Here is a 26447-nt window from a genome sequence, read left to right on the forward strand (position 1 = left end):
GAGCAAGGGCAAGTTAATGCCAATAAAGATGCTTCAACAGGTAGTGTAGGCACTAGCAATGAGCAAACTGTTAACTCAACTTCAGGTGTAAATAACCCAAATGCAAATGCTTTATCTACTGTTGACAGCACATTAGCGAGCGCTACTCAGGCAGCACCAGCTCAACCGCGAAGTGGTGGTAATGAGGACAAGCAAACTGAGCAAGGGCAAGTTAATGCCAATAAAGATGCTTCAACAGGTAGTGTAGGCACTAGCAATGAGCAAACTGTTAACTCAACTTCAGGTGTAAATAACCCAAATGCAAATGCTTCATCTACTGTTGGCAGCACATTAGCGAGCGCTACTCAGGCAGCACCAGTTCAACCGCAAAATGGTAGCAGTGAGGACAAGCAAACTGAGCAGGGGCAAGATGGTTCTTCATCAGGTACAGTAGGCACTAGCAATGAGCAAACTGTTAAGTCAACTTCAGGCATAAATAGCCCAAATGCTAATGCTCCTTCAACTGAGTCAGCGCAAACCAAAAGTGGTTCTGAAAAGCTAGCTCAACAAGATCCAAATGGAGCTGGCACTAGTACTATGACTAGTTCTGCAACAAACACCGATCTCTCAGAGAAACCTTCAGAGCCGCTAGCAGATGAACATGCAGTAGGAAGTAGTAACGAAAGTATTTCTGAACCGGATAGGGGTAATGTTACGAGAACTCAATCTGGTACTAATGATGCTGTTACAAATGATAATCAGAAGTTAGATGGAGACTTTATTACGAGTTCATTTGGTGACGGAGATCGTATAAATGTAAACCCAGCTAGTTTCGAAAATATTTTATCTGCAGATAATGGTACAAAGTTTGAAGTAGCCGGTGAGCAGTTTACTAAAATTAATAGTTCAGATGGCAACTTAAGATCAGCTAACTTATTGCACGAAGGGAGCGGCGATAAATATAATATATATGAAAACCAAAACACAGGAGAATCAAATTTATCAATTGAAGCCCTGAACAAACATTTCTAAAATAATAGGGTGAGCATAATTTCTTATTGTTCACCCTAATTCAAACCACCTTAAAAATTTGTACATTAATTTATATTGTGTGACTTTTCCTTATTGCGGATATTTGAACATGCTATACATTAATCCTTTTATAGGCGGGAGAATTTTATTATGAAAAAGCCATTCGCTCTCACTTTTTTGGTATGTATTTCATTAAATGTATTTGCTCAGAAAATTGAGCTTAGTGGTGAAAGTACTTATGAGATGGGTGAGTTCGACACTATTAATTCAGCAAAGGAAATTGGAATAAGCCAAGCGTTAAAATCTATAGCTAATTTAGTGCCTAAAAAAGTTATGTCTATTAGAAAACTTGATGCTAATTCTTTATACACCAGGGCAAGCTGGGTTGTTCAATCCTCTATAGTTTCGCAGAAAACAATTACTAACTCAGTTGATTTATGCAAGGAGTCATCCAATATTTGCATCACGACTGAAGTTAAGGCTATTGTCGATACTGATATTGCGAAGCAGGATTTGTTAAAGGTTTACTCTGACAGTAAGCTGCTTGAGCGCTTTGAGTTACTAATAAAGCAAAAAGAAAAATGGAGTGAACATGTAGCTAAAGGCATGCCAGTTGATTTAGCAATACAGAAAGATAGGCTTAACAAAGAGACACAAATTTTAAATTATTTAGCCAAGCAAAGAAAAGAGAAAAATGCGGCTATATTATCAGATTCATTGATTAGCATGGTTAATACCGGTAAGCAAAAGTCTATTGTGAATACGAGTAATGCTAATGCTGATAATTTTTTATATAAATCACAATTGGTAAAGCTAAAAGACTCAGTAAAAGTAAAAGTTCATTCGCAGACATTAATAGAAAATAGTGATGGCTCTAGGGGGGTAAGATTTGAAGTATCGTTTAATACAGGAGAGCTTATAAATACGGAGGCTCAATTATTGGAGCTTCTAACTCATAATAAAAATACAGTAAATTATTTTGATAAGCTTGATGGAGTTAAGGCTTTAACTATTGGTGTTAATGGTAATTTTGGTACTGAGGTAGAAGAAATCGTTAACCTAGGTATAAAAAAAGATTTAGTCACTTCACCGGATCTTGATTATTTTCAATACGCAATAAAAACTAAATATAGAGATGACAGAAGGTTATACCTTAGCTATGAGAAGTTAAATCTTATTACTTTATTGTCGAACTTTGATGTTTGTACTGACTTCTCATTTGGCAATTCACCTACTGTACGTAAGTGCTTAGTTGAAGGCGGTAAGGAAGTAATGGAAGGGGCATTTAGTAAAGATTGGGACCACCAGCTACCTTATGTTGCTATAGCTAGAAGTGATAGTAAGTTTAATTTGTATTTTGAGTTAGCTGAAGAGTTGATATTGGATAATGCACGATTGAACACTATAGGCTTAAATTACGAAACGGAAACGCGATTTTGAAAAGCATAAGTGTCGAATATTAATTAAAATTTATCCGACACTAATTTACTAATCACTATTATCGCAAACGTGAATAACCTAAAAAGTCAGGCCAGCTTGTCCACTCTTCAGTTTTTTCATAAAATTTATCAGGGTTAACTGGAACCACACTCAACTTTTTCAGGTTATTCCTTCTTCCTTCTCTAAACTCCATGTAGTTAGCAAACTTGTATTCTTGAACTAATAGTTTAGCTTCAGCAAATGACAAATATTTGTTCAGTTTTGGGCATAGTAATTCTGAAAATTTAACATTAAATTTCTTATCGGGTGCTGAGTGGATGTTTTCAGGTCTTTCCCCATCTTTACAAAATTCACGAAATTGAGTAACGGTATAAATTTTTTGACTCTTAAACCATGCTTTTGTTTCATCTAAGTTTAAGAATTCATCTTTTTGAATTTGAGTTGCTTTTGTTTTAGTGCCTAAAAAAGCAGGCCAACCATGCCATGCATTCCGACGGCCATAAAATTTAGATGGGTCACCCGGTATGTTTTGAGGTCTTGGGCTCCCGCCTTTACGTGGGTTGTGGAAATCAAACCATTGACGCATGCTTTTAATGTTATTTTGTATCGCATATTGCTGAGCTTCTTCATAGCTCAATTCTTGCCCTGGAGGAGCTAGGCCAGTGATATTTTTAGTTAATTCACTATTCATAATAATTTTAAACACTCTTTTAGTAAACTAAGAAAACTTAGTGTTAATTACTCTAAGATTGATTTTCGGTATAAATTCAATCGTTCAAGAATAGGTGCGCCATAAATCTTTGCATCGGAACGCACACAACGTTTGAAAGTAGCATCGTAATTTATAAGTGGTGAAACTTTAATAGGTTGACCACCTAGAATTATAATAGGTAAATGGGCGCTAAACTGTCGGTTTTTATTAGTCCAAACATTTACCATTGGGGTAACTTTTGCTACTCGTTTATATCTTAGCTCTGTATCGTCGTCTAATTCTTTAATTAGACTTATTTCGGAAGCTATGAACTCTTCCCATTCAGTCATATTTGAATTTCTTGGGGGAGTTTTTTTATGCTTATTTAATTTATCAATTACTTTAATTTTATCAGTTTTATTCGTAACGAATCGCTGCGTCCAAAAAAAGCCAGCTCTTAAAACATCACCCTCAATACAATGTAACTTACGGTACATTTGCTTAGTTACGAGGCCGGGAAATAAATCATGAACAACGTCAAATTTTTTCTTAGCATTAGGTAATCTAAGCACAGCATCTTTAAAATGATCTTTATGCTTATTAAGGGATTGTACAAGAGCGAATATTTCTTTGTTATTATCAGAATTTACTTGTATATATCCAGGCAATCGGAAGGCGGCTTTTTTTGACATGCCATCATCTGCAAAAACTTTCGGAAAAGAGTTAACAGCAAGACGGTATGCTTGCCGACCACTTACACTTTCAATATCTATTCTTTTAATATCTTTTTCTTCTTCACCTTCAATAATAGAAGGGATTTTAAAGACCTGAGATTTAATAACTTTTGAATTATAGAGCAGCATATTTAATTCACGCTGAACCTCATTAATTTGACAATTTTGATAAACTAGTTCTTTTCGAACCTGAGCTTCTACTAGTTCAGGATCTAATTTAAAAGAATTACTATCATCAATCTTATCGGCATTTTTAGTCTCAAGTCTCTGCATTTCGCGTATATATAACCTTATGTCTTATTCCATATTAGTTAACATCATTAACATAGTCAATAGATTGGCTGTTTTACGACCAGTAATTGATACCGTAGTAGTTCAAGCCTGAAAGCCTGCTTACATGATTGATATGGAGTGTGTAAACACTATAGCAATATCAGTTCCTGTAACATAGTAAATTAAGACTTAATGCTGATTATTTGCACATTACGTTTGAAATACGCTTATAAAGGCTAAAGTGTATGCAAGTTTAAAAAATAGCGTTAGAATGCTAACAATGAATATTGAACTTGTGGTACTTGAGGTAAATGAAGAATATTTTAATTTTAGCAACTACGGCAGGCCTATTTCTGAATGGTTGCACTACGGTTACGGAACAAACTGACTGGGAAAGCTCATCACGCCTTACCCATACAGCTCCTGAATCTTATTTTATAAAAACAGAAGATGATGCTCAGGCGAACAGAAATATAAATAGAAATCTTGAGTTGACTCGCAAGGAGCAAATCGAATTCGCACTTGATGCAGCAATGTCCGATAAGGTTTACCCTTTGTTGATGGAGCAACCGCGAAATAAAACAATTTATTTTCCATTTAGTACTTATGAGGTCGCAGATAAGTGGGATGCGTTACTTACAGAGCATGTTAACTACCTGCTTTCAGATGTAAGTATTCGCGTTCTAGTTGCAGGGTTTACTGATGAAAAAGGCTCAGCAAAATTCAATTTGAACTTAGGTTTAAAGAGAGCTAATAACGTATGTAGAAAGCTAACTGAATTAGGCGTTAGGTACGAGCAGGTTACATGTGTAAGTTATGGTGAGTCGCATCCAGCAGACCCTGGTACGAGCCCTGATGCACGAGCTAGAAATAGGCGAGTCGAGTTTCTATACTAATTCTTATAGTTATAGCGCTATTATTTACTTAACAAATAAAGATAGCGCTTACTATGCTATTCAAAGCCTGTGTGATCTCTTTGCAGCCACTGTAGCTTTCTTTAATTAATAGTTCGGTGCTACAAAAAGGGGTCTAGTTAGTCTTGACTGGCACAACCGATATATTTCATCAATAATCATTGCTGCATGCTCAGTTAGCTTTAGTTTATTGTTTTCTTCATCTCTTTCGAGTAATTCCCTAGTTAGTAGCCGATCTACAACCATTTTACCTATTTGCTCCAGTTCATTATGGCTAATAAAGTTTATCAACATCTCTTCACTTAATTCCGGTTTTTCATGGATTATTGCTAAACATCTATATTCATTAAGCTTCAAATTATCTTTTTGTAACCTTCTTTCAAACGCACTAATTGCACTTAGCCATGGCGATACTTCGGACATAATAAATTACCTCAAAATGAAAAAGTTTTGATAATGTAGTTTTATGACAACATACTTAATTATTGAATAGCGTTATCTCAGCGTTGAGTGTTTTTTAACTATTGATGTTCAACAAGGAGTTTAATTCAAACTGGTATGAAGCATAAAAAAGCCCCATAAAAGGAGTGGGGCTTTGACTAATAAAAGAACATGAGACTTTTATTAATAAAGAGCTATAACAAGCAAGCTCTTATAAGTTTACATTCTACGCGGCAAATCTTACACTATCAACAAAAAGCGTTACTATGAAAGTTATTCAGGAACTAAAATATGAGTGGTAAATTTTGAATGTAAGATCAATCAATTCTATTTATTCGCTAATAGGCGGACTAATTTTAGCTTATTTCGCAACAGATACTGTGAGATTAATTATACACAATAAAATAGTTTATGAATTTTTAGGTAGAGATGTTTTTACATTACAAATTCTTAAACCAATTGAGTACCAAGATTACCCAATGGAAGATGTAAGGCAAAGACTTTTGGTAGAGCAAGATCTCGACGGAAATAAAAGCTGCCTGCATGTAGTGCCGCGCAAGCCCGAATACCAGATCATTTCTACAATTAGTACAGGTGAAAAGATATGTTGTAGTTTAAATGCCGGCGAGTCATCTTTACTGGTCCCTTTTGTAAATAAGGGCGACCACACCGACTATTTATGTGGTTATTATCCTGACGAACAATTAGTGAGTATTCATAATTAAAAATCTACAATTCCTGTTTATCTAGTTAAGATAAACAGGATCTTTTAAATGTACGATTTTAACACTTTTATACCTTTCCTTAATTTCCTTTAATGTGTTTTGTGCTTCCCTAAGTTCGTTTGACATACCCGGCCAAAAACCAATTTCTATTTCCTGATTGTCGTTATGCTTATCTATCGCAACTAATTCAATATAAAAATAAACAACAGGAGTAAATGCCACTCTAAAGCCTCTAATTTTGGCTATTATGTGTAAGCCAATTTTTAAACCTTCTAAAATCCGTTCTTCAACTGCCAAAATAGGTCTCTCTTCTTTATCATTTTTTGCTAGTGCCATAACTTACCGCTTGAATTGTTATTTAGACGTCAGAATACGTTTTAACTTAATACCAATGAATATGTTAATTCCCATAGAAAATTGAATTTAATATTTTCTATATAGTAATTATGCGTGTTTTTTTCTGGCTCCGTGGGGATTAAGCACACTAAAGTTGGGGGGTATAATTAGAATTTGCATAATTATTGGCAATAACATACAGAAATAGAGCCTTTTTTAGCCAGCTAAATTAACCGGACTCTTTTATTTAGGGTGTCTGGAATAGTGCGTGGAAACTAAGTTTTTCAATCTTTTATCAAAAACTCATAAAGCGGAATAGTCAGTGGAAATGTTTATGCTATACTCTATATCATAAAACGGAATGGAGTGTGGAAATGGCGAAGAAAGAAGCAAAAACAGATTTATGGGTTCATGGCTTACTAAAAGAAGCAAGCATCGAACTTGAACCACAAGGTAGCACTATTCTTGAAATTGATAATGCCTTAAAAACAGCTTCCAAAAGTGGCTCTGGAAAAGTGGGTTTTCCTGAATTTGTTGGCGTTGTGAAAGATTTTATTCTTGTTATAGAGAATAAAGCTGATGTTGCTAAACACGTAAAGCTTGATTCAAAAGGCTTGATTAGCGGAACGGTTAAGGATGTTAAGGATTTTGCTGTTAACGGCGCTCTTTTTTATGGACAGCATTTAGCTCAAAACACGTCTTACAAGAAAGTTATCGCCTTTGGTATTTCTGGCGATGAAAAGAAACACAAAATGAGCCCATACTTTATTGATGAAACAGAGTATTACCGTGAGCTACCAGAGGTAGAGTCTTTCATCTCATTCAATGAAAATAACATTATTGAATACTATACGAGAGAAGTTCTGCAAGAGGATACCGACCAAGAAAAAGAACTCGCTGAAATCTTACGTGATGCCTCAGAACTGCACGAAGATTTAAGGAATTACGGAAATCTAAAAGATATTGATAAACCACTAATTGTTTCGGGTATTTTATTAGCCCTTAGAGAGGCTGAATTCGGTGGTTTTGATGTCAATCACTTAACTGGAGATGAGATTGATACAGATGGCGACAAAATATATAGCGCTATCGAAAAAAACCTTAAGCGTTCAAAAGTAGCTCCAGATGTCAAAAGGGATAAGATTCTTAGCCAGTTTTCGATTATTAAAGATACACAAATCTTAAATGAGATAAACACCACACTAAATAAGACGCCTCTTAAACATTTCACTGAGTTTCTGCATAACAAAATTTACAAAAGCATCAAATACACAAGCTCTTCTGAGGACTATTTAGGGCGCTTTTATGGCGAGTTTATGTCCTATTCTGGCGGTGATGGACAGACCCTTGGAATTGTATTGACACCTAAGCATATTACCGACCTATTCTGTGATTTAGTTGACATCAAATCGGATGACACCGTGCTTGACCCTTGTGCGGGAACAGCAGGATTTTTAATCGCGGCTATGCATCATATGCTTGCACAAACAGATAATGAAAATACCAAGAAGAACATCCGTCAGAAACAATTACATGGTTTTGAATTACAACCCTATATGTTCACCATCGCTACAACCAATATGATTTTGCGAGGCGATGGAAAAAGCAATCTAATTAATCACAATTTTCTAAACGAAGACCCAAACAAGCTCCAATTAAAAGGTGCAACTGTTGGGATGATGAATCCGCCATATTCACAAGGCTCAAAGAAAAATCCAGATTTATATGAGATTGCGTTTACAGAGCACTTGCTAGATTCATTAGTCGAAGGTGGTCGGGCAATTGTGATTATTCCGCAATCCTCTTTAACAGGAAAATCAAAGGAAGAAAAAGCAATAAAGGCTAACATCCTTAAAAACCATACGCTAGAAGGCGTTATCTCGCTCAACAAAGACACGTTTTATGGTGTGGGAACCATTCCATGTATTGCGGTTTTTACGGCTGGTGAACCTCATCCAGAAGACAAGGTGTGTAAGTTTATCGACTTTAGGGAGGATGGATTTAAGGTTAGTCCTCATGTTGGATTGATTGAAACAGAGCAGGCTAAAGATAGAAAACAGCACCTTTTAGATGTGTGGTTTGACCGTATCGAAGCGGAGAGTAAGTTCTGTGTAAAAACAACAGTTGAAGCCGATGATGAATGGCTTCATAGCTTTTATTACTTCAATGACGAACTGCCAAGTGATGCTGACTTTGAAAAAACTATCGGCGATTACCTGACATTTGAGTTTTCGATGATTATGCAAAACCGAGAATATCTTTTCGAATCAGATTATCCAAAGGAGGTTTGATATGTCGGTGAATCTTGCGGATGCTGAATGGCATGAGTTTTTTATTGAAGATATTGCAGAAATAAAATCTGGAGTTAGATTAACCAAGGCGGATATGACAACTGGTGTTAAGCCATTTATTGGTTCAACTGACTCAAATAATGGGATTACAAATTTTGTTTCAGATTCAAATCGTTCTGAAGATTCTAATGTTCTAGGGGTTAATTACAACGGCAGTGTTGTAGAAAATTTTTACCACCCTTATACAGCCATTTTTTCAGATGACGTAAAACGCTTATCCTTAAAAAATGCAGCTGGAAATAAATACCATTACCTGTCATTAAAAAACTCAATTTTAAAACAAAAAAGCAAGTATCAATATAGTTACAAATTCAATGAAAAACGCTTAAGCCGTCAGAAGGTTATGCTTCCACTTGGAGACGGAGGTCTTCCAAACTGGCAATTAATGGAAAGCTATACAAAAGCCTTTATGGAAAAGAAAAAGGCTAAGTACATTGGTTTTTGCCGTAAAGAATTGGCAAAACTTAAGCCCAAAAAGATTGAGCCATTTGAGGATAAAGAATGGCATGAGTTTTTTCTAAAAGACATTTTTAAATTTGTTCAGCGCGGCAAACGCCTTACTAAAGCAAATCAAACAGAAGGAAAACATCCTTATGTTTCATCAACAGCATCAAACAATGGAGTAGATAATTTTATAGGGAATGAAGAGGGGGTTCGCATATTCTCAAGTTGTTTGACTATCGCAAATAGTGGAAGCGTTGGCTCAAGCTTTTATCATCCGTACAAATTTGTCGCAAGTGACCATGTAACCCATTTACAAAATGATAATTTTGACCGCCATATCTACCTGTTTATAGCGACTTTAACGAATAGGTTGTCGAATAAATACAACTTCAATAGAGAGATTAACGACAAGCGCATTTCAAGAGATAAAGTTATGCTCCCCATTAATGATGATGGAGAACCAGACTTTGAGTATATGGGGCAATATATGATGTACCTGGAATATCAGAAACGAAATCAATATCTTGACTATATTCAAAGTCAAAGTTGAGTAACGCTTATTATGAGTTTACTCAATCTGCAAAGCTTTCATGTTCTCTCTCAACAAGAGCATGAAAGCCATTTAGAAATCACCGTAGAAAACCGACTAAAACCACAAGCCTGTCCGCATTGTGGCTTTACTCAACTTTATTCTCATGACAAAACAGAACAGGTTTTCTTTGATACCCCAATGCAGGGAAAACCTGTTGTCCTGAAAATTAATCGTATGCGTTATAAATGCCGTTCATGTGGTAAAACCTTTCGAGAGCCGCTAGCTGATATTGACGATAAGCGCTTAATGACCACACGACTCAAAGAGTACATTCAAAAGCGTTCAATGAGTGATACCTTTGCAGTGGTTGCCAGAGAGACAGGGTTGGATGAAAAAACCATACGTCACGTTTTTGATGATTATGTTGAAACTCAATCTAAAGCCATGCCATTTGAAACGCCTAGAGTGCTTGGTATTGATGAATTAAAGCTAGTCGGTAGTTATCGCTGTATCTTAACTAATATCGAGAAATGTAGTGTGTTTGACATGTTGCCTTCACGTAAGAAAGACGATGTCATTAAACAATTAAAATCTCTCAAAAACCCTGAGAGAGTTCAGATTGCGACTATGGATATGTGGTCGCCTTATCGAGATGCAGTGAAGCAGGTCTTACCTCATGCTGTGATAGTAATTGATAAATTCCACATTGTCGCCACCGCCTCAAAATGTCTTGAAAAAGCTCGTAATTGCATTCGCAGCCAGCTCGAAAAAAAAGAGCGTATCAAACTAAAGAATGACCGTTTTGTTCTGTTAAAGCGTCGGTATTCATTGACCGATGAAGAGGTTGAAAAACTACAACAATGGTCAGCATGGTTTCCAGATTTAGGATTGGCCTATGATGCGAAAGAAGCTTTTAACTGCTTGTTTGACCAAGGCTTAGATTCCAAAACCGCAGAGCAAGCTTTAATGGATTGGCAAAGAGGGTTGTCACCTCATGTGGTTCACTATTTTGAGGATTTAACAAAAGCATTAAACAACTGGATGCCAGAGATTTTGAATGGTTTTGTTTTTGATTACGAAATAACAAATGCCTATACTGAGAGAATTAATCGCTATGCAAAGGATGTTCAGCGTATGGGGAGAGGATACAGTTTTGATGTCGTTAGAGCCAAAATGCTCTACAGCGCAGAGGCAAATAAGCCAACAACCAGTCCGATTCGCAAGAAGAAGCGTAAACCCGTTAAAGAGGCTCCAGTCTTTTACTTAATGACCGATAGCCTTGTTGGTTCAACTTCACATAAGCAAAGATATAAAACGGAAGTCATCGAGGAAAAACGCTATTACGGTGCTCACATTCCCACTCTTTGTAATTTACTTTAAAAAGGTGAATTTGACTAAATTCCCAATTTAGCAGGAACATGTGTGGAAGTTATTTGATGAATTTCCCACGCATTATTCCAGATACCCTTTATTTATAGGTAACTGAAAATATCAAACTTATTTGGTACGCTTAATATTGAATACGTGGTAGAGTTTCGTGTTAATTAATTTGAAGGGGGATGAGAATGCAAGGTGCACTGGATGAATTCTTGGTTGATAAACTATACAAAAACATAAATCTTATCGATGTTGGTCTGTTTAAAGCCCTGCTACCAAAAAAAAATTCTAGGGATTCGAATTCTTGTCAGTTAATTTGTCCTGCTTGTTGGTCGCATTCAGCATACCATTATTTCGGAAGCCCTAGTATTGCTTGCAATATATGTAAAAAACATACGCCCCTGGTATATGCATTGAAACTAGTTAATGATTTATCGCATGAGTCTGCAGCCATTTCTCTTTGCTCATCTATTAAACTGAAAATTCCTGAATATCTTTTAAGAAATACTGCTAAGAGGGCTCATCATTCAAAACCTATTCATAAGGAAAAATTAAAAATAAAAATTGTCTCTGTATATCAATTACTCAGGGATAACTTGATTTCACATAATAATTCAGTGACTGAACTCGTAAAAGTTGGATTTACCCAAGAATTAATGAAAAAAGCACCACTTGGTTACTTTGAACCTTCATTAGAGAATAACTCTTCCCAAGAGTTAGTCTTTGATAACACGATTAATGGTGTTGCTGTACCTTGGTTTATTACCAAAGGAAAAATCTTTTTATGGGGTTATACGGGTTCTCTATTAAAATCATCGTATACACCGTTCCCTACTATGAAACATTTTCCCCCTTGTCATTTTTATCATCCAATAAATAAATCGAACGATTTTATTATTGTTGTACGAGATCCTATTTTAGCGAGTTTACTCATAGCACGTAAAATACCGGCCTGTGCTGTTGGAGATGATAATGCTCTAAATGTTTGTGCGAGATTATTTACCAAATATGTAGGAACAATTTATGTGCTCACTAGCCAAAAGGATGATTTCAGTGAGGCTATAAAAAAATACAACAAGAATACTTTATTTGTTGATGCAGATTCTACGATTACATTAGGACCTTATTTTGGAGCTTATTACAAAAGGTTTGTTGAATGGCCGGTAGCTCATTTAACGGATGCACGCTCTCATAGTAAAGCAAAAGCAGTTTGTGGACTCTCAGATATGCTCAAGCAGGGAGTTCGATTTGAAGAGGCTGTATTGAAAATTAATGAAAAATTTAACCTCAATATACGATTTTGATTATTGCGCATTTTGTAAAGTGCCAGATGATAGATGCATCTTAAAGTCGTGGAGTTAATATGAAAGAGATAGAAAATTTAACCAACAATCAGATCATGGCTATAAATGTACTTAGTTATGTTTATTACCATAATGATCCAATGTCTTTAATATCACCTAGCATGAATGAATCGGGGGTGGCTACATTAGCGCTTTGGATTAATTTGGATACAGGTTTAGTTGTTTGTAATAAAAATTATAATCCATTTCTTAAAGTTAAAAAGGGCTTGGTTAAGCTACCTGATACAGTTATCCCTTTAAGGGCAATGGCTTCAAACCTGAATTTGAAATGCAAAAATAGTCGTGGAGATTTCCTAATTAATATTCTGAAATTTATAGTAGTTGAGTTTTGGACTATAAATAACCTAGAAGTCGAAAAAGCACTAAATTGTCATCTAGTTAGTAGGTTGAAGAGAAATTTGAGCGAACCAATTTTCACTGCTTCAGGTGCTAAAACGCCTATCGCAGTTTATGAAGGAATTATTAAGCCAATTATTGATACTGAGCTTAATAAGAGTAATACACATCATTGATAGCATTAGGAAATGTTTAAACTATGTTCATTGCACCATTTGAAAAAAAATCTAAGAGTAATCAGGTTTTAGGTACAGGTTTTTCAGTTAATTACTTTAGTAGGCCAATACGAGTTATAGCAGCCTTCTTTTCATTTGTTAACTTAAGCATTATGTATCATTCAGTACTTTATACATACACAATGCCTACATGGGCTCCAGTGGGGTTTATTGTTTGTGTATTACCTTTTTTAACAAGAAGAAAAATATCGCTTTGTGATCAAAAGAAGAGATTAACTATTGAGCTTTTATTTCTAGGACTAAATTTCAATACTCGATCATATTTAACCAAGGCTGTTTTTAACAAAGTGGCACTAGTACCAACAGGCGCTATTGATAACCAGTACTATATAATTGTCGAAAGTGAGGATGTTAGGGTTTCAGTTTTTTATAGAAAATTAAAACCAAATAATATCAGTGTTACACAAACGATGTTAAATCTCTTTTTATTACAAGATGAAGAAGTAACGGCATCCGTTTAAATGTAAAAACCGCTTAATTGCGGTTTTTTATTTTTCTCTAACTAAAACACAAATTTCATTATTTATAATTTGTTCCGCTACTTCAACCACGTTTAGCTTTGTGTAAATTGAGACAGCTGTTATGTTCTGCTCATAGTTACTAGTGACTATTTCATCATTATTCCGTGATATTAGTGATTCATAACCCATAACTTCTTTTTTATCGAACCGGGTCTGTAATTCTTCGGCAGCGAACTCTTTTGCTACAAGTCGGGCTTGTTCGACTGATTCTTTTATAGGAATGCAGTAAGACGCACTATGCTTTGGTGGCGCATATACCCACTTTTCATAATCAACGTTAGCGCTACAATAAAGCGGCAGTAGGGCAAGTACAAAGTAAAGTCTTCGCATTACAACTCCGGTTAAAATATTTTCACTGTTAACTTACACATTTTAAAACTGTCTGCAAATAATTACCGTTATAACTTATAATAGATTCAATGTGCTTACGCTATCTACGCAAAGCGTATATAATGCAGTCAATCATCATCCCACCGCCGTTTAAAGGTTTTAAAAATAATGAGTAATAGCACGATTGCTAGATTTAAGGACTTACATTTTAATAACGAAACCGTATTTACATTTCAACAATCTCAAACGGGGACACGGAAAGACCTTTTTTTTAATGTTGATGACCATGTTTCGAAAAAGTCACCATTTTCTTTAGCAGTAGTTAAAATAACAGGCTTTGAAAGTATTATTCAAAGAGTTGGTTATCTGCAAAGTGAAGTATTAATTGATAAAGTGAGTGACCGACTTATTGAGCTTATTAGTAAAAATATTAATAATCAGTTTTTACTGGCTAAGTACCAAGCAGGCGCATTCGGTATACTTATAAAAAACAAAATAGATGGTGAGGGTAGGAAAAGAATTGTTGATGCTATACAGCAAGATTTCACTTTTACGCTGTTCGATAACCCTAGTCATGTTACAACAGCTACTCTTAGGGTAGGGTTAACCTCATATCATTCTTTTTATATACCTATTGATGAAGTCTTAAGGGATACTGAAGCATGTTTAGAGGCCAGCGCAAATTCACCTATTTATAATGAGCCTGAAAAACATGAGTTTACTAAAACAGATTTAGAGCTTGCCATTCATAATAATGAATTGAAATTATGGTTTCAAAAAAAAGTAAACTTGAAGCCTGGTTATCCTATTTGTGGTTATGAGTCTCTAATAAGATGGTGCCACCCTACGATGGGGTTATTATCTCCAAGTGATTTTTTAAGTAGCATTAAAAACCACTCTCTAAATAATTCATTTAATAACTGGGTTATTAATAAGGCATTTCAAACTTGTCGCGAGCAGTTAGATTTAGGTAATCCATTACCTATAGCAATTAATCTTGATGCCAGCTCATTAGAAGATATAAAAACTTTCGAAATTATTGCAGCCGCGCTTAAGAAATTTGCAGTTCCGACTTATCTAATTGAGTTTGAAATAATTGAAACAGTCGAGATTTCAAAAAACAGTAAAATGCACTTAGGTTTAGAAAAGCTAAAAGCTTTAGGTTACAAATTGTCGATAGATGATTTTGGAACTGGCTCAAATAATATCGCATACCTTATGTTTTTGCCTGTTGATACTATAAAGCTTGACCGTGTATTTTGTAGCACTATTGCAAATCCCCAGACGCTTGCTTTAACAAAAGCAGCCGTTGCTATGGCTAAAGCTTCTAAGTTGTCAGTTGTTGTCGAGGGGATAGAAACATCAGCGCAGGCAAAGCTTATGACTGAGATAGGGTGTGAAATTGGGCAGGGTTTTTATTTCGGGAGACCACAAAATGCAATCTGATAATCTAGTCTTAATTACAGCTCAAAGTGCAGGGGTTAGTGCAACTAGTTTGACTCATTTAGCTGAGAGTGTACACTTTTTGATGAAGCACATAAATAATAGGCTTAGAATTGGTCTACCAATTGAAGAGCAGTCTAAAGAAGTTTGTGAAGCACTGAAATTCATAAAACATTATGACAAAACAGCGCGATGTGAAATAAAAAAATACGAAGGTGTACTTAAAAATAATGATATAACTGAGACTGAAAGAGGTCTTTATCTAGAACTTATTCAAACACTCAGAACTATGATTACTGTTGAAGGGCAACTATGATATACAAACTGCTGGTGGTTGTTCAGTAACATTAACTCAGTTTGTGCACTTAAGTTAGTGGTTAGACTTAAGTGCTAATCTATCCTAATTTTCTTTAATAAAAAAATGTATTTCGCTGTTTGACACTGCGTATGGTGCGCCAACTTTGTACCTTATACCTGAGCCCCAACGCCCATAGCTTTCTGGCACAAGTGCAAACCCTGAAGTTGCAGAGGTAATATCGGTAACTCTTCGATACCCACTCTGAAATATAACTACTATAACGTCTTGAATTTTGTCTTCTATTTTTACTTTTCCAGTTACTTCTATAGTGGCTGAAGTAAAACAAGATTGATCATATTTAGGTAATATATCTTTAAATAACCCACCAGCTAAAATTTGTTCATAACTAACTTTATGTAGTTCCGATTTATCGCAGGCCTCGCCCTTATCAAAGATTGCAAAGTTATCATCTCTGTGTGAATCCGAACTACGTGCCATGCCCACGAAGGTAGAACCCATGTTTTTAAATGTTTTAGATAGCTCATTCTCAATAACATTCACTGTGCTTGAATCTATATTGTTATTATCTAATTCGGCTGTAAAGATAAGCATTGGCTTCCAGTTAAACGCCTTATCAGCTTTGGACTGCGCCCCAAGGCTTCCTGCAAGATTAGTAAGCCCGCCTGTCAGAAAAGATATTGCGTATTCTGTACCTACCAATGCACTATTAGATTTAAATTGTGAGTTTTCCGGTAGTGATACATCAGATAGCCCCGCTGTTTTTCTCGACATTCGTGCAACATTCAAAGCAAAGCTAGCTTCTTTAGAAAATTCATAAACTTCATCCGACTGTTGCGTAATAAGAGGGGGCTCTATAGACAAACAGCCAGCCAAAGATAATGTGGAAGCTACAATTGTAGTTTTTATTAAAGTTTTCATTATTAATCCATTATATTAATTAAATTTTGGCCCGGTCACTAGCGAGCACACAATAATCTATCATAGGCTTGGAGACCCGCAATGGCACAAATGTAGAATATTTGAATTTAAGTTAGCAAGGTTCATACTAGCCCACCTTGCTAGTTTTGACATTTGGCGCTACAATAAACGACAATTGTCGAGGGGTGCTTATGGAAACTGTAAAATTAGATTTTATAAAAGTAGTGAGTGGTGGCTTAATCTCTAACAACTCAAATACACTAGAAGAAATTAATGTGGCTACTAAAGGCTTAAAAGCTTCATCTATTTTCCTTCTAAGTAAATCGCTTGGGTGGGAACAAAAGGTAATTGCTAAAACTATTGGTACTACAACTAGAACTTTAGAACGTCATGTAAAAGATCGCAAACCTTTAGGGATTAACTTAAGTCAAAATGCACTGGAAGTTGCACGTTTGTCATCTACAGGCATTTCATATTTTGGTGATGTGAAACGATGGAATGAGTGGTTGAATACAGCTCATACCCAGTTCGATGGCAAAGCACCAAAAGACTTTTTGCATACTATTCGCGGCCGTGAATTGATTAAGCGGATTATTAATGGGTTAGAGTACGGATTCACTGCCTGATGATTTGTTATAGAATTGCCCCAACGGTGCATAACAATACAAGTAACGCGCTATCTGGTATTGGTGGTCTTTATGCAGAAGGTCGTTGGCATAAGGTAGGTAAACCCGTTGTATATACTGCAAGCAGCCGTTCACTTGCAATGCTTGAGAGATTGGTCAACGACTCTACGGATATACTTAACAAACAATTATCAGTCACTTCCATATTAATACCGGATAAAATGAAAATTAAACGGTTAGTTGTATCTGACTTGCCTAGTGGTTGGGATGATCACCCTTATATTTCAAACACTCAAATAGTGGGCACCGACTGGTTAACGAGTATCGAAGAAGCTGTATTGCAAGTTCCTTCGTCTATTTGCCCAGATGAATATAATTTTATAATAAATCCAGCGCACTCGGAAGCACACGAAATAAAATGCATCGAATGCCAACCCTTTAGTTACCCTAAGAGATTGGCTTCAAAACTTTAGTAATTTAATAAGTGGCTAGCTTTGGCCACTTTCTTATCTATTTAGTTCGGAACCCTTTCAATATTTTATAAATTCTAATCACAATACTTATCTCACTAATATTCATATATTAACACCATATCAAAATCAGTCAGTTGCGCGTTTAATACTTAGCGGTAAATTGGTTTTAGTTTAAATATTAAAGAGAATTTACATAGTGAATGAGAGTACATTCAATTGTGATTATGTCACTCAATCGAGCTCGTTAATGCCGCGCCATGTGCACATAATAAATCAGTTAAAGGTATTACATACTGCGACCATTGAAGTTTCTGATAGCTTGCTGGCGATTTATGGCTGTGGTTGGTTTGATGGTGGGTGTTACACACTGGCGTATGCTGCTAGCCAGGTTATCGAAGAAGTTGAGGTTTATCATGCTTCACGCTCATCTGACTTTCGTGATCATGCTGTATTAAAGCTCAAAGGAGTAGATTTATTTTTTGATGCTGATGGATTGCAAACAAAAGAGCAGTTATTTAATAAAATGGTAAATTTTGAGATGGCCCGTTGTGATGCTATAGAACCATTTAGTAATTTTTTATGCTATGTGCAGGATAAAATATTATTAGATATATATAACGAGTTGCTATTAGTATTTAACAATGTAACAAGAGCTTGTAATTAGGAATGAGGGGTGAGTTAGAAGTATGTTGGGAATATTCAATCTCATTTTATGTAAAAGCCTTAGAGACCTCATGAGAGACAATTGTGAAGCGTTTCAATTTAACCTAGTTGAGAGTAAATCTATAAGCCTTGATGATGTTACTCAATGGCATACTTTAGCCCAAGAAAAGGATTTTCGCATTTGGGTTAAGAGTACCGGACCCAAACCACGCGTAAAGTGTGAAGTCAGAGATTCGATTGACTTCTTAGATAAAATTGGCGTTACAAGTTCAATAGATAGTTATCGGTGTGATATTTCAGAGATAAAGGGGTTTAGATCCTCGAAATCAAACTTGTCGTTGTTCAGCAGTATGGACCAACTGGCAACAACAAGTTCACCAGAGCTTGTTAATACTGCATCCAGAGAAGATTTTGGCCGTGCTCTAGCATGGCATGATTTTCCAAATCAGAATAATTCAAAGTTAGTTGTTCATGATTGGGATAAAAGGTTTTTTATAGATAACAGTAATGGGTCTCATCACTTTGCTGTAGCTAGATATTTATCAAAAAAGTTCAAAGCACTAGTTTCATTTGATGCACCATTACTAGTGCACGGGTTATCTCCTGCCGCTGTAAGTAACTTAACGAATAACTATCATGTTTATGTTTTACCGCTGAACTACAGTAATTTAAGTGGAATTTTTTTGAGTTTGCTCGAAAGACTTGGTACTCATCCTATAACGTTTGCGATGCCGTCCCCCTTTAGTGATAAAGCAGAGGTTCTTTTGTTAAAAAAATCGACTAAATTATCTATGCCTGTAGCTGAAATACTTTCAAACTACGCTTTATTTAATTTGGGAGACTATCTTCGCCGCTTGATTGAGGAATGTGATTTCTGAAATGAAAAAACAGAATTAAATTAAATAGGAGTCATGTAGTAGCTAAGCATAGAGTAAATAAAGCAATTCATTCTTTTAGTTTTCTTGTTGTATTAGCACTTATAGTGCTCTTTGTCAGGATTGTGATATTTTTTATGAGGCGGGTTGTTTGTTTTTAACTGTTTAATTGCTAACAGTAAGCTTTATACTTTAACTTTTAGTTCGAGTGTAGAAATTTATTTTACTTCCTTTACATCCATTAAGTTTGATTGAGCAACAACGGCATTCTGATATTCTGCATCTATTTTCTTCGTACAAACCCCCATATCTTTCGCTTCTTTGCGACGCTTAATTAAATATTCAATTCGTTTATCAAGTTTACTATTAGCGCGCATCCAACCTGAACTTTGTATATCCAACTTGGCAAATATCCAATCGCCTATATAGATTATAGGTGTTATGACTAGGGGAGTACATATCGTTAGAACTTCGATGAAATCCGACTCAGCCAAGCAATATTGAATTATGGCCAAGGAGGCAGTATTAGCACCTGCGATGAAAGAACCTAAAAGTTTTTTATTGCTTTTCAAAAGAACCTCTTGCACATAAAAGCTTTTCTACCAGTTCTTCATCATTTTCTATGTCTATTTTTACAATTCGAGTTTGTCCAGTTTCATTGGTGATTTCGATTTTTAAATATTTTGATGGAAACAACTTGGCAGTAGCCCACTTGCTCAAATTGAAAAACACATACCCACAGTAAGGCATGCATAAGAAAATACATATCATTGCTATAAACTGTAAGTACGCTTCTGTTTCACTCATTATCTTTTATAATTTTCGCTTCAGGTCTGGTTCTGTGTCGAACAACACGTTTTATTTCTTTATTATAAATTGGGTTGTTACCCGTTCTATGTTTTTTTGTAGTCTTAATTATTACACTGAATAAATCATCTTTTACAAAGTTTTGCTCGTTACCCTTAATTCTAGTTAAAAAGCGCTCATCTGACATTTTAACGGTTGAAATTTCACCATCAGGAAAGCGAATTTGCCAACCACTTGAGCTCTCAAAGTTAATTTTTACAAATCTAACATCTTTTGTTTCTTCAGTTTCCGTTATCTCATCTACAATTGTTCTATCCGGAGTTTTGAAGCTTTTAACTTCCTCATTTTCGAATGTTACTACGTTGCCATCTTGATCCGTGATCTTGAATTTAGCCTCAGTTGTTCCGTCCAGTGGCGCTTTTATTAGCGTATCTAAGTCTTTTCTTAGATCTCTGTTTAGAACTAACTTTGCTACATTATCATCTAATTCTATAGAGTCCTTATCACTAAAGTACAATTTGGTTTTACCTGAGGTAGTTTTTTCAGTAAGTTTTATTGTTCTAGATTTTATTTTTGATATAGCACCGAGTACAGTCATTGTTGTAGCAGTTACACCACCAGCAAAGCCAAGTAAAGTTAATGGATTTATACCGGCTGCATTTAGATATGTAACAAACTCTACTACGAAAGAACCTTCAGAATGGGCTTTAACATCGAGGCCCAATTCAGAACTTTCTCCATTTAATGATTTATCAGCATTTTTGAGGGCTCTGGAAGTACTTATTATTGCTGCACCTAGCTTTTCAGCATCAATGGTGTGGTCTTTAGTTTCAGATGTATCGTATGAGATTTCAAATACGAACCTAGTTTTATCGTTATCCAAAATTGCGCCTTATGATGATAAGTAGACGCGAGATTGTAGAGTTAATTTGACTAAGTTCTACACGTCCATATGTATTAAGCTTTTGTTAATATATAACGATTTACTCACATAAACAAGAAGAGCTCATAATGGGGTGTTGCCATCTTTAGCTAGTAAATGCTGGTGGCTTATAATTAAATGTATCAAAATAAGCTATCCAAGCAATGACTGCGAAAGGCAATTGAAGTATTGAGCCAGCTTTAAGTAGGCCGAAATAATCACTTCCTTCAACAATATAAACGTTAAAAAGTGAAATTTCGGTCCAACATAAAAGTACATAAAAAGAGTATATAATACAAAGAAATAACGCTATTTTTTTATTCATGCTCGACCGTTCTTAAATTGAATATTCTTATTAGGCAAATGATTATTAATTTAACCTCTCTGAATACATTTATATTAAATTTTGATTAATCAATTTGCTCAGGGTTTTTAATATCCCAACCGTTCTGCTGTATCGTTAAAGATACCTCTATATTTGTCGTATACACTCGGTTGCATATTGACCATCGAAAACCCTTCCTTTTTTGAAGCATTTAGTTCCATTTCAACAAAGTCATGAGTGAGGTTTTCAGTCTTTATTTTGAAGCTGTTTCTTTTAAAAAAGTCTATATTTTCAGGTAGCGTTTCTAAGGTAATACCCTGTTGTGGATATTTATTTATAATATGATCCAATAAAAAGCTCCCATAGCCTTTTTTGCGACAAGCTCTGAAGGTAGAAACTAGATGAATATGATAAACACCGGCACCATTATACTTGTCTAATACAAACGCGAAACTTAAAAGGTTCTTAGGATTGGAAAGAATATATAGCTCACCTTTACCTGCGTTATAACTTACGATCATCTCCGCGAAAAAACTTTGTTGCATAAGCCCATACACATTGTGTGGGCCCATAGCACTGACAGCGTAAAAAGCCATATGTTCTAATTCGTTTTGACTTAACGCACTTCCTTTTCGATAAGAGTTAACTGTTAAAGACATAGCCTTTCCTCACTTAATAAGCCTCTGATTTACGACTAAATAATAGTTTGCGAATAATCCAATACTAAAAAATGCTAACCCAGTATAGCCAGTTTCAAAGGGATTCCCCTCTATTGCTGTAAGCATCAATAACCCGACCCACCCAATTATGAGTGATACAGATGGAGCTGGATGTTTTTTCAGAGCTTCAAAAGCGCTTATTTCATTACAATTAGATTTCACAACTCAACTCCATATTATACAGCTGTTTAGGTTTGATTTATAATTTCAAGGTCTTCACTAATTAGCCAGTAAAACACTTTTATGTAATCGCGCAATACTGGCTTCTAAAAATGAATTGTATATGATGGTTAAGGCTAACTACTTAGAGTTCTTAAAAAATCCATATTGGCTTCAAGTTTATTCGCTGTCATTTCCCATACATCCTTTTGGTTTCCATCAATAACGCCACTAAACAGAGTATATTCATTAAATGCTATGTCTAGATGAGTAACAGACAGGCCATCTTCCTCTATAATGTATTCACAAGCGATAAGCAGCTTCTCTTTAGTATCTTGCGATTGAATACACAGCAAGCCGGTATGACTGCCCTTAGGTGAGGTTTGAGAATGAGAAAAGCCACTAGCATGCACTGCATGCTGCTCATTTTCATCAAATACAAAATCCATATAAGCGACTTTGATTTCGAATGGTAATACAGATGTGTTATCAGGTTCATTAAAGCTACCCCCGATAATCACTGGCAATATGAAACGAAATACATTAGCTGCTAGGTTCTTTTTACTAATATCAATAGACCACTTGTGTTGGACCAACATTTCTTTTGGGAATTTTTTGCAGTAAAAATCAGTGGCTGGTTTGTAACGCTCATAAGCCATGGAAAAAGAGAGGAATGCGAACAACATAGATACTTCATCTTCAATGTTATCTGTATTAATTTGATTTATAGATTGCGAAATTTCCTCTATTGTTTGGCTATTAATTGTGATGTTTAAAAGGTAATTTTCTTCGGGTTCATAATCTAAACCATCTTCACACTTCATATATGAAAGCTCTATAACTATTTTTAAATCTAAGAACTCAATGTATGTAAGAGTGTTGAATTGAGAGAAATTACCATGGCAAATAGGTGTATCGAATCCTTGGTAACTAATATAGAAATCCTCAGGAGATGATTCGCGCAATCTATCACTTAGCGTTTTTTTATAAGCCACTATAGCTTCATGTTCATTTATACTTGAGCTAGAAAATAACTCAATAAACTGCCCGTAAAATTTACAACGAATACCATAATCGTGATTACTTTCTGACTTATTACTTTCTGGCATTAAATGCGCTATTTGACTATGGTTTTTTCCATAAAGTGATTTTGCAATATAATTCTCTGCCCGCCGTCTATCAAGCGGCCGCACGTCATTGAAATAATTGAAAAGCTCTTCCAGTAGCGAGAGCTTATCTGTTAGTAATTCGTCATTGTCAGTTTTGGTGAGCTGATGACGCAACATATGAAATACATCTTCAGTAGTGATGCATTCTTGTAGGCGAGCTGTTGCTGCGTTGAATTGCTTCTTAGACAACATTTTTAATCATCCTTATTTTGTATCGGAATATAATGTCTCAACTGTTTCTCTCCTTAAAGCCAGACAACCGATTTGTTAAAGGTTGATTGAATTAAAGGTTTAGTAAGCTAGGCATACTTCGTTCTTGGCCGTACGCTCGTAAAGCGTGAGAGAGGCAACGGTGACGAAAACCGTATATCTATGCTAGATACATATTTTGTTGGAAGCAAATTTTTTGAATAGGGGAGCGTTTAATATTTAAGTAAAACCGATTTTATATCGTTTAGCGATACATTTAGGCTAAAATATCCATATAGTTTAGTTTTGCGGTTATAGTTGACGTCAAAGCATCCGTAAAAAATATAGAAGATAATAGTTTGAAAAAATTTACAATCGTTAATGCTGAAATATTTAAGCCGCTAGGAATATGCTCCTTTTGTAAAGAAAAAGTAATGCCTAAAGTTATTGAAGAATCAACTTTTATGCGCGATGAATGTCAATGTACTAATGAGAAATGTAAAAATATTGTCCGGGTTTGTCGTATACCTGGTTGCGATAACTTTGCTCGTTCAGGAGCGAATTGGGCAGACGAATTTTGTCAACCTTGTACCGCTGGTGGCATACAAATAACTAAAAAATTGATTGTTGGAGCTATGGCGTTAGCGGTAACTGCTGCTGTGAAATCAAAAATTAAAAAGGACTAATGCTAATTTAGGGTAGTTGGCACCTTAGTATTTTCCACTTACTTTTTTACTGAAAGTAGATGCATGACAGAGATAATATGCCGTCAATCTTAGTAGCGCTTGCAACAATAGATAGTGAAGTCTAAAATAGCTGTATATTTAAACAGTGGTAATTATTTGTGCTTCCTATTCCTGTTACAAACTCTACTCTCGAACTGCAGCTTGGTGAATTCAAACCTGCAGCTGGTTTTCCAAACCCTTGCGAAAATTTTTTATCTAAACCAATTAGTCTTGACTCTATTCTTATTGAGCGTCCGAGCAGTACATTTCTATTTACTGTTAATGGTAACAGCATGTCACCAGACATAACGGACGGGTGTATTATCGTCGTTGATAGATCTATACCAATTAAAAGTGGCATTATTGTTTTAGCGACTATTAATAACGAGTTCGTCGTTAAAAAATTGGATATAAGTAAAGAAAAAATACTTTTCAAAAGTACAAACCCAGATTACTGCGACATAGAGGTGATTATTGATCCTGAGAACAGTTGGGAAGAAAATATGATATGGGGCGTAGTAACTGGCGCAATTAAGAAATTCACGTGATGTACGTATTGTGCGACATAAACGCGGCATATGTTGCTTTTATACAGACATTTAACCCACAGTTTGACTTCAATAGAACACCTCTTGCTGTTCTTTCAAGTAATCAAGGAAACGTTATTGCGCGCAATCAACCTTTAAAAGCGATAGGGGTTAAAATGGGGGAGCCAGCGTTTAAAGTTGAAAAATTAATTCATGAGAATAAGGGCCATATTTGGGGTTCTAACTTTGAGTTGTTTGGGGAAATGAGCCAGCGTTTTCACCACGAAGTTGAGTGTTTTTTTTTAGAGGCGACAAGATATAGTGTTGATGAAAGTATCGGTGTTATACACAGTGATACTTCTGAAAACTTAAAAATGTTCGGCCATTTAATTAAGAATACACTTAAGAAAAATTTAGGTCTCATGTGTGGGGTGGGCATTGGACCAACAAAAACTTTATCTAAATTAGCATCACATTGCTCTAAAGAGCAGAAATGGTTACCGCATACAAAAGGCGTTGTAGTCCTGGATACAACTGAAAAGGTCGAATGGGCGTTACAGAGGGTAAAATTAACGGACATTTGGGGCATAGGTTCAAAGACGGGTGCAACATTAGAAAAAGCAGGTATTCATAACGGACTTCAATTAATGAAATTAGATGTTGGTCAAATTAAAAAGCAATATGGCGTGGTGCTTGCGCGCACAGTACAAGAGCTGCAAGGTGTGAATGCGATAGAATTAAATGACCTATATAAAAGCCGAGATAGAATTTGTGTATCGCAAAGTATGGGCATTCATGTAACTGAGTTAAGATTAATTAAAGAAGCACTCGCGACCCATGTAACGTCGGCAGCCACGAAGTTAAGAGGATTTAATCTTTTTTCTGGGGCCGTCACTGTATTTTTGCATACTGATCGGTTTAGAGAAGAGCATGCACAGTACAGCAATAGCATACAGATTAAACTGCCATCACATAGCGCTGATACTAGTGTACTTTTAAAGTACGCTCTTTTTGCCATTGAGCGCATTTTTAAGGATGGCTATAAATATAAAAAAACGGGAGTTATTTTAGAGCAGCTTATAAGTAACACGGATATGCAGCAAACAAGTCTCTTTGAAGCGACGCAAAAGCTAGAGGTAAATAAGCAAACGAAAATTTCAGACGAAATTAATAAAAGATTTGGCCAAGATACAATAAAGTTAGGTGTCAGCGGCTTTACTCATTCTTGGAAGCCAAAGTGTGACCTAGCACCGAAGTCCTACACTACGAAACTCAGTGACATACCAACAGCTTATTGTAAGTAATGTTAACTCTGTCGCTGAAACCATACTTTGACATAATTAAACCATGCTTTGACATAAAATCTCTTATGTAGATAGCTATTCACCAACGACAGACTAAAGCAGTGAAGTCCATACATATAAATGTTAACCGCTATGTCACTGTATGGTGTCGGATTGTCTGTAAGTGACTGATATGTCAATCCAGTGCTTGTCACGCTTTGCTTACAGCGACAAACTCTTTTAAATAAG

30 protein-coding genes are annotated in these 26447 nt (G+C 35.7%); 19 read left to right on the top strand and 11 right to left on the bottom strand.

What is annotated here, in order from left to right; all coding sequences use genetic code 11:
* Positions 1 to 1011, top strand: a 1011-nt coding sequence (locus L655_RS1000000127390) for a hypothetical protein (protein ID WP_033011426.1), incomplete at its 5' end; no start/stop codon positions are given.
* A gap of 150 nt (positions 1012 to 1161) precedes the next feature.
* A complete protein-coding gene (locus L655_RS0104500) occupies positions 1162 to 2451 on the top strand; it encodes a hypothetical protein (protein WP_024604232.1) in 1290 nt (429 codons plus the stop codon).
* A gap of 58 nt (positions 2452 to 2509) precedes the next feature.
* On the opposite strand, the gene L655_RS0104505 is transcribed toward L655_RS0104500, so the two are convergent.
* Together L655_RS0104505 and L655_RS0104510 are read right to left on the bottom strand one after the other, a co-directional pair.
* Complete coding sequence (locus L655_RS0104505; protein ID WP_125825540.1) at positions 2510 to 3142, bottom strand: hypothetical protein; 633 nt, start codon at positions 3140 to 3142, stop codon at positions 2510 to 2512.
* A gap of 47 nt (positions 3143 to 3189) precedes the next feature.
* The gene (locus tag L655_RS0104510; protein WP_024604234.1) at positions 3190 to 4149 is read right to left on the bottom strand and encodes a DNA replication terminus site-binding protein; all 960 of its coding nucleotides are present in this window, start codon (positions 4147 to 4149) and stop codon (positions 3190 to 3192) included.
* Between the two features lie 311 nt (positions 4150 to 4460).
* Between L655_RS0104510 and L655_RS1000000126215 the strand changes: the two genes are divergently transcribed.
* Complete coding sequence (locus L655_RS1000000126215) at positions 4461 to 5045, top strand: OmpA family protein (RefSeq protein WP_024604235.1); 585 nt, start codon at positions 4461 to 4463, stop codon at positions 5043 to 5045.
* A gap of 105 nt (positions 5046 to 5150) precedes the next feature.
* Here L655_RS1000000126215 and L655_RS0104520 read toward each other — a convergent pair whose 3' ends face one another.
* Entirely contained in the window at positions 5151 to 5486 is a 336-nt protein-coding gene (locus L655_RS0104520; RefSeq protein WP_024604236.1) for a hypothetical protein, read from the bottom strand.
* Between the two features lie 398 nt (positions 5487 to 5884).
* Here L655_RS0104520 and L655_RS0104525 point away from each other — a divergent pair, with 398 nt between their 5' ends.
* Complete coding sequence (locus L655_RS0104525) at positions 5885 to 6229, top strand: hypothetical protein (protein WP_024604237.1); 345 nt, start codon at positions 5885 to 5887, stop codon at positions 6227 to 6229.
* A 21-nt stretch (positions 6230 to 6250) separates the two neighbouring features.
* Here L655_RS0104525 and L655_RS0104530 read toward each other — a convergent pair whose 3' ends face one another.
* Positions 6251 to 6565, bottom strand: a complete 315-nt coding sequence (locus tag L655_RS0104530; RefSeq protein ID WP_024604238.1) for a hypothetical protein — start codon at positions 6563 to 6565, stop codon at positions 6251 to 6253.
* 374 nt (positions 6566 to 6939) lie between these two features.
* Here L655_RS0104530 and L655_RS0104535 point away from each other — a divergent pair, with 374 nt between their 5' ends.
* The 6 genes from L655_RS0104535 to L655_RS0104560 all read left to right on the top strand — a co-directional run bounded on the left by L655_RS0104535 (position 6940) and on the right by L655_RS0104560 (position 13666).
* Positions 6940 to 8856 (top strand): N-6 DNA methylase, encoded by a 1917-nt coding sequence (locus L655_RS0104535; RefSeq protein WP_024604239.1) that lies wholly within the window; start codon positions 6940 to 6942, stop codon positions 8854 to 8856.
* Position 8857: 1 nt separating this feature from the next.
* Positions 8858 to 9910 carry a restriction endonuclease subunit S gene (locus L655_RS1000000128335; protein WP_024604240.1) on the top strand — a complete coding sequence of 351 codons (1053 nt, stop codon included), beginning with the start codon at positions 8858 to 8860 and terminating at the stop codon, positions 9908 to 9910.
* 12 nt (positions 9911 to 9922) lie between these two features.
* Positions 9923 to 11272, top strand: a complete 1350-nt coding sequence (locus L655_RS0104545) for an ISL3 family transposase (RefSeq protein WP_050582186.1) — start codon at positions 9923 to 9925, stop codon at positions 11270 to 11272.
* Between the two features lie 185 nt (positions 11273 to 11457).
* Positions 11458 to 12573, top strand: a complete 1116-nt coding sequence (locus tag L655_RS0104550) for a hypothetical protein (RefSeq protein WP_024604242.1) — start codon at positions 11458 to 11460, stop codon at positions 12571 to 12573.
* Positions 12574 to 12632: 59 nt separating this feature from the next.
* Complete coding sequence (locus tag L655_RS0104555; RefSeq protein WP_024604243.1) at positions 12633 to 13145, top strand: hypothetical protein; 513 nt, start codon at positions 12633 to 12635, stop codon at positions 13143 to 13145.
* Between the two features lie 23 nt (positions 13146 to 13168).
* Positions 13169 to 13666 carry a hypothetical protein gene (locus L655_RS0104560; RefSeq protein ID WP_024604244.1) on the top strand — a complete coding sequence of 166 codons (498 nt, stop codon included), beginning with the start codon at positions 13169 to 13171 and terminating at the stop codon, positions 13664 to 13666.
* A gap of 27 nt (positions 13667 to 13693) precedes the next feature.
* Here the strand turns inward: L655_RS0104560 and L655_RS0104565 are convergent, their stop codons facing one another.
* A complete protein-coding gene (locus tag L655_RS0104565; protein ID WP_024604245.1) occupies positions 13694 to 14056 on the bottom strand; it encodes a hypothetical protein in 363 nt (120 codons plus the stop codon).
* Positions 14057 to 14224: 168 nt separating this feature from the next.
* On the opposite strand from L655_RS0104565, the gene L655_RS0104570 reads away from it, so the two are divergent.
* On the top strand, positions 14225 to 15502 hold the full coding sequence (locus L655_RS0104570) for an EAL domain-containing protein (RefSeq protein ID WP_024604246.1): 1278 nt from the start codon (positions 14225 to 14227) through the stop codon (positions 15500 to 15502).
* Entirely contained in the window at positions 15492 to 15815 is a 324-nt protein-coding gene (locus L655_RS0104575) for a hypothetical protein (protein ID WP_024604247.1), read from the top strand. The genes L655_RS0104570 and L655_RS0104575 overlap by 11 nt, the downstream gene beginning before the upstream one ends.
* Before the next feature lie 84 nt (positions 15816 to 15899).
* Here L655_RS0104575 and L655_RS0104580 read toward each other — a convergent pair whose 3' ends face one another.
* Entirely contained in the window at positions 15900 to 16736 is an 837-nt protein-coding gene (locus tag L655_RS0104580; RefSeq protein WP_024604248.1) for a hypothetical protein, read from the bottom strand.
* Between the two features lie 191 nt (positions 16737 to 16927).
* Here L655_RS0104580 and L655_RS0104585 point away from each other — a divergent pair, with 191 nt between their 5' ends.
* The 4 genes from L655_RS0104585 to L655_RS0104600 all read left to right on the top strand — a co-directional run bounded on the left by L655_RS0104585 (position 16928) and on the right by L655_RS0104600 (position 19376).
* Positions 16928 to 17362: an MbcA/ParS/Xre antitoxin family protein gene (locus L655_RS0104585; RefSeq protein ID WP_024604249.1), complete on the top strand. Its 435-nt coding sequence runs from the start codon at positions 16928 to 16930 to the stop codon at positions 17360 to 17362.
* Complete coding sequence (locus L655_RS0104590) at positions 17362 to 17835, top strand: RES family NAD+ phosphorylase (RefSeq protein WP_024604250.1); 474 nt, start codon at positions 17362 to 17364, stop codon at positions 17833 to 17835. The genes L655_RS0104585 and L655_RS0104590 overlap by 1 nt, the downstream gene beginning before the upstream one ends.
* A 247-nt stretch (positions 17836 to 18082) precedes the next feature.
* Entirely contained in the window at positions 18083 to 18499 is a 417-nt protein-coding gene (locus tag L655_RS0104595) for a hypothetical protein (protein WP_024604251.1), read from the top strand.
* A gap of 70 nt (positions 18500 to 18569) precedes the next feature.
* Entirely contained in the window at positions 18570 to 19376 is an 807-nt protein-coding gene (locus L655_RS0104600; protein WP_125825537.1) for a DUF6685 family protein, read from the top strand.
* Between the two features lie 215 nt (positions 19377 to 19591).
* Here the strand turns inward: L655_RS0104600 and L655_RS0104605 are convergent, their stop codons facing one another.
* The 5 genes from L655_RS0104605 to L655_RS0104635 form a co-directional block, all read right to left on the bottom strand.
* Positions 19592 to 19960: a hypothetical protein gene (locus tag L655_RS0104605; RefSeq protein WP_158000933.1), complete on the bottom strand. Its 369-nt coding sequence runs from the start codon at positions 19958 to 19960 to the stop codon at positions 19592 to 19594.
* A complete protein-coding gene (locus L655_RS0104610) occupies positions 19932 to 20180 on the bottom strand; it encodes a hypothetical protein (protein ID WP_024604254.1) in 249 nt (82 codons plus the stop codon). Before L655_RS0104610 ends, L655_RS0104605 begins: the two co-directional genes overlap by 29 nt.
* Complete coding sequence (locus tag L655_RS0104615) at positions 20173 to 21063, bottom strand: hypothetical protein (protein WP_024604255.1); 891 nt, start codon at positions 21061 to 21063, stop codon at positions 20173 to 20175. Before L655_RS0104615 ends, L655_RS0104610 begins: the two co-directional genes overlap by 8 nt.
* A gap of 471 nt (positions 21064 to 21534) precedes the next feature.
* Positions 21535 to 22086, bottom strand: coding sequence for a GNAT family N-acetyltransferase (locus tag L655_RS0104625; RefSeq protein ID WP_024604257.1), 552 nt, complete (start codon positions 22084 to 22086; stop codon positions 21535 to 21537).
* 356 nt (positions 22087 to 22442) lie between these two features.
* A complete protein-coding gene (locus tag L655_RS0104635) occupies positions 22443 to 23666 on the bottom strand; it encodes a hypothetical protein (RefSeq protein ID WP_024604259.1) in 1224 nt (407 codons plus the stop codon).
* Positions 23667 to 24022: 356 nt separating this feature from the next.
* Between L655_RS0104635 and L655_RS0104640 the strand changes: the two genes are divergently transcribed.
* The 3 genes from L655_RS0104640 to L655_RS0104650 all read left to right on the top strand — a co-directional run bounded on the left by L655_RS0104640 (position 24023) and on the right by L655_RS0104650 (position 26219).
* Positions 24023 to 24349 (top strand): hypothetical protein, encoded by a 327-nt coding sequence (locus tag L655_RS0104640; RefSeq protein WP_024604260.1) that lies wholly within the window; start codon positions 24023 to 24025, stop codon positions 24347 to 24349.
* 158 nt (positions 24350 to 24507) lie between these two features.
* Positions 24508 to 24936 (top strand): S24 family peptidase, encoded by a 429-nt coding sequence (locus tag L655_RS1000000127705; protein WP_024604261.1) that lies wholly within the window; start codon positions 24508 to 24510, stop codon positions 24934 to 24936.
* A complete protein-coding gene (locus L655_RS0104650) occupies positions 24936 to 26219 on the top strand; it encodes a Y-family DNA polymerase (RefSeq protein WP_024604262.1) in 1284 nt (427 codons plus the stop codon). The genes L655_RS1000000127705 and L655_RS0104650 overlap by 1 nt, the downstream gene beginning before the upstream one ends.
* Positions 26220 to 26447 lie beyond the last annotated feature (228 nt).

The sequence above is a fragment of the Pseudoalteromonas sp. TAE79 genome, from assembly GCF_000498015.1.
In the GTDB taxonomy this organism is placed as follows: Bacteria; Pseudomonadota; Gammaproteobacteria; order Enterobacterales; family Alteromonadaceae; genus Pseudoalteromonas.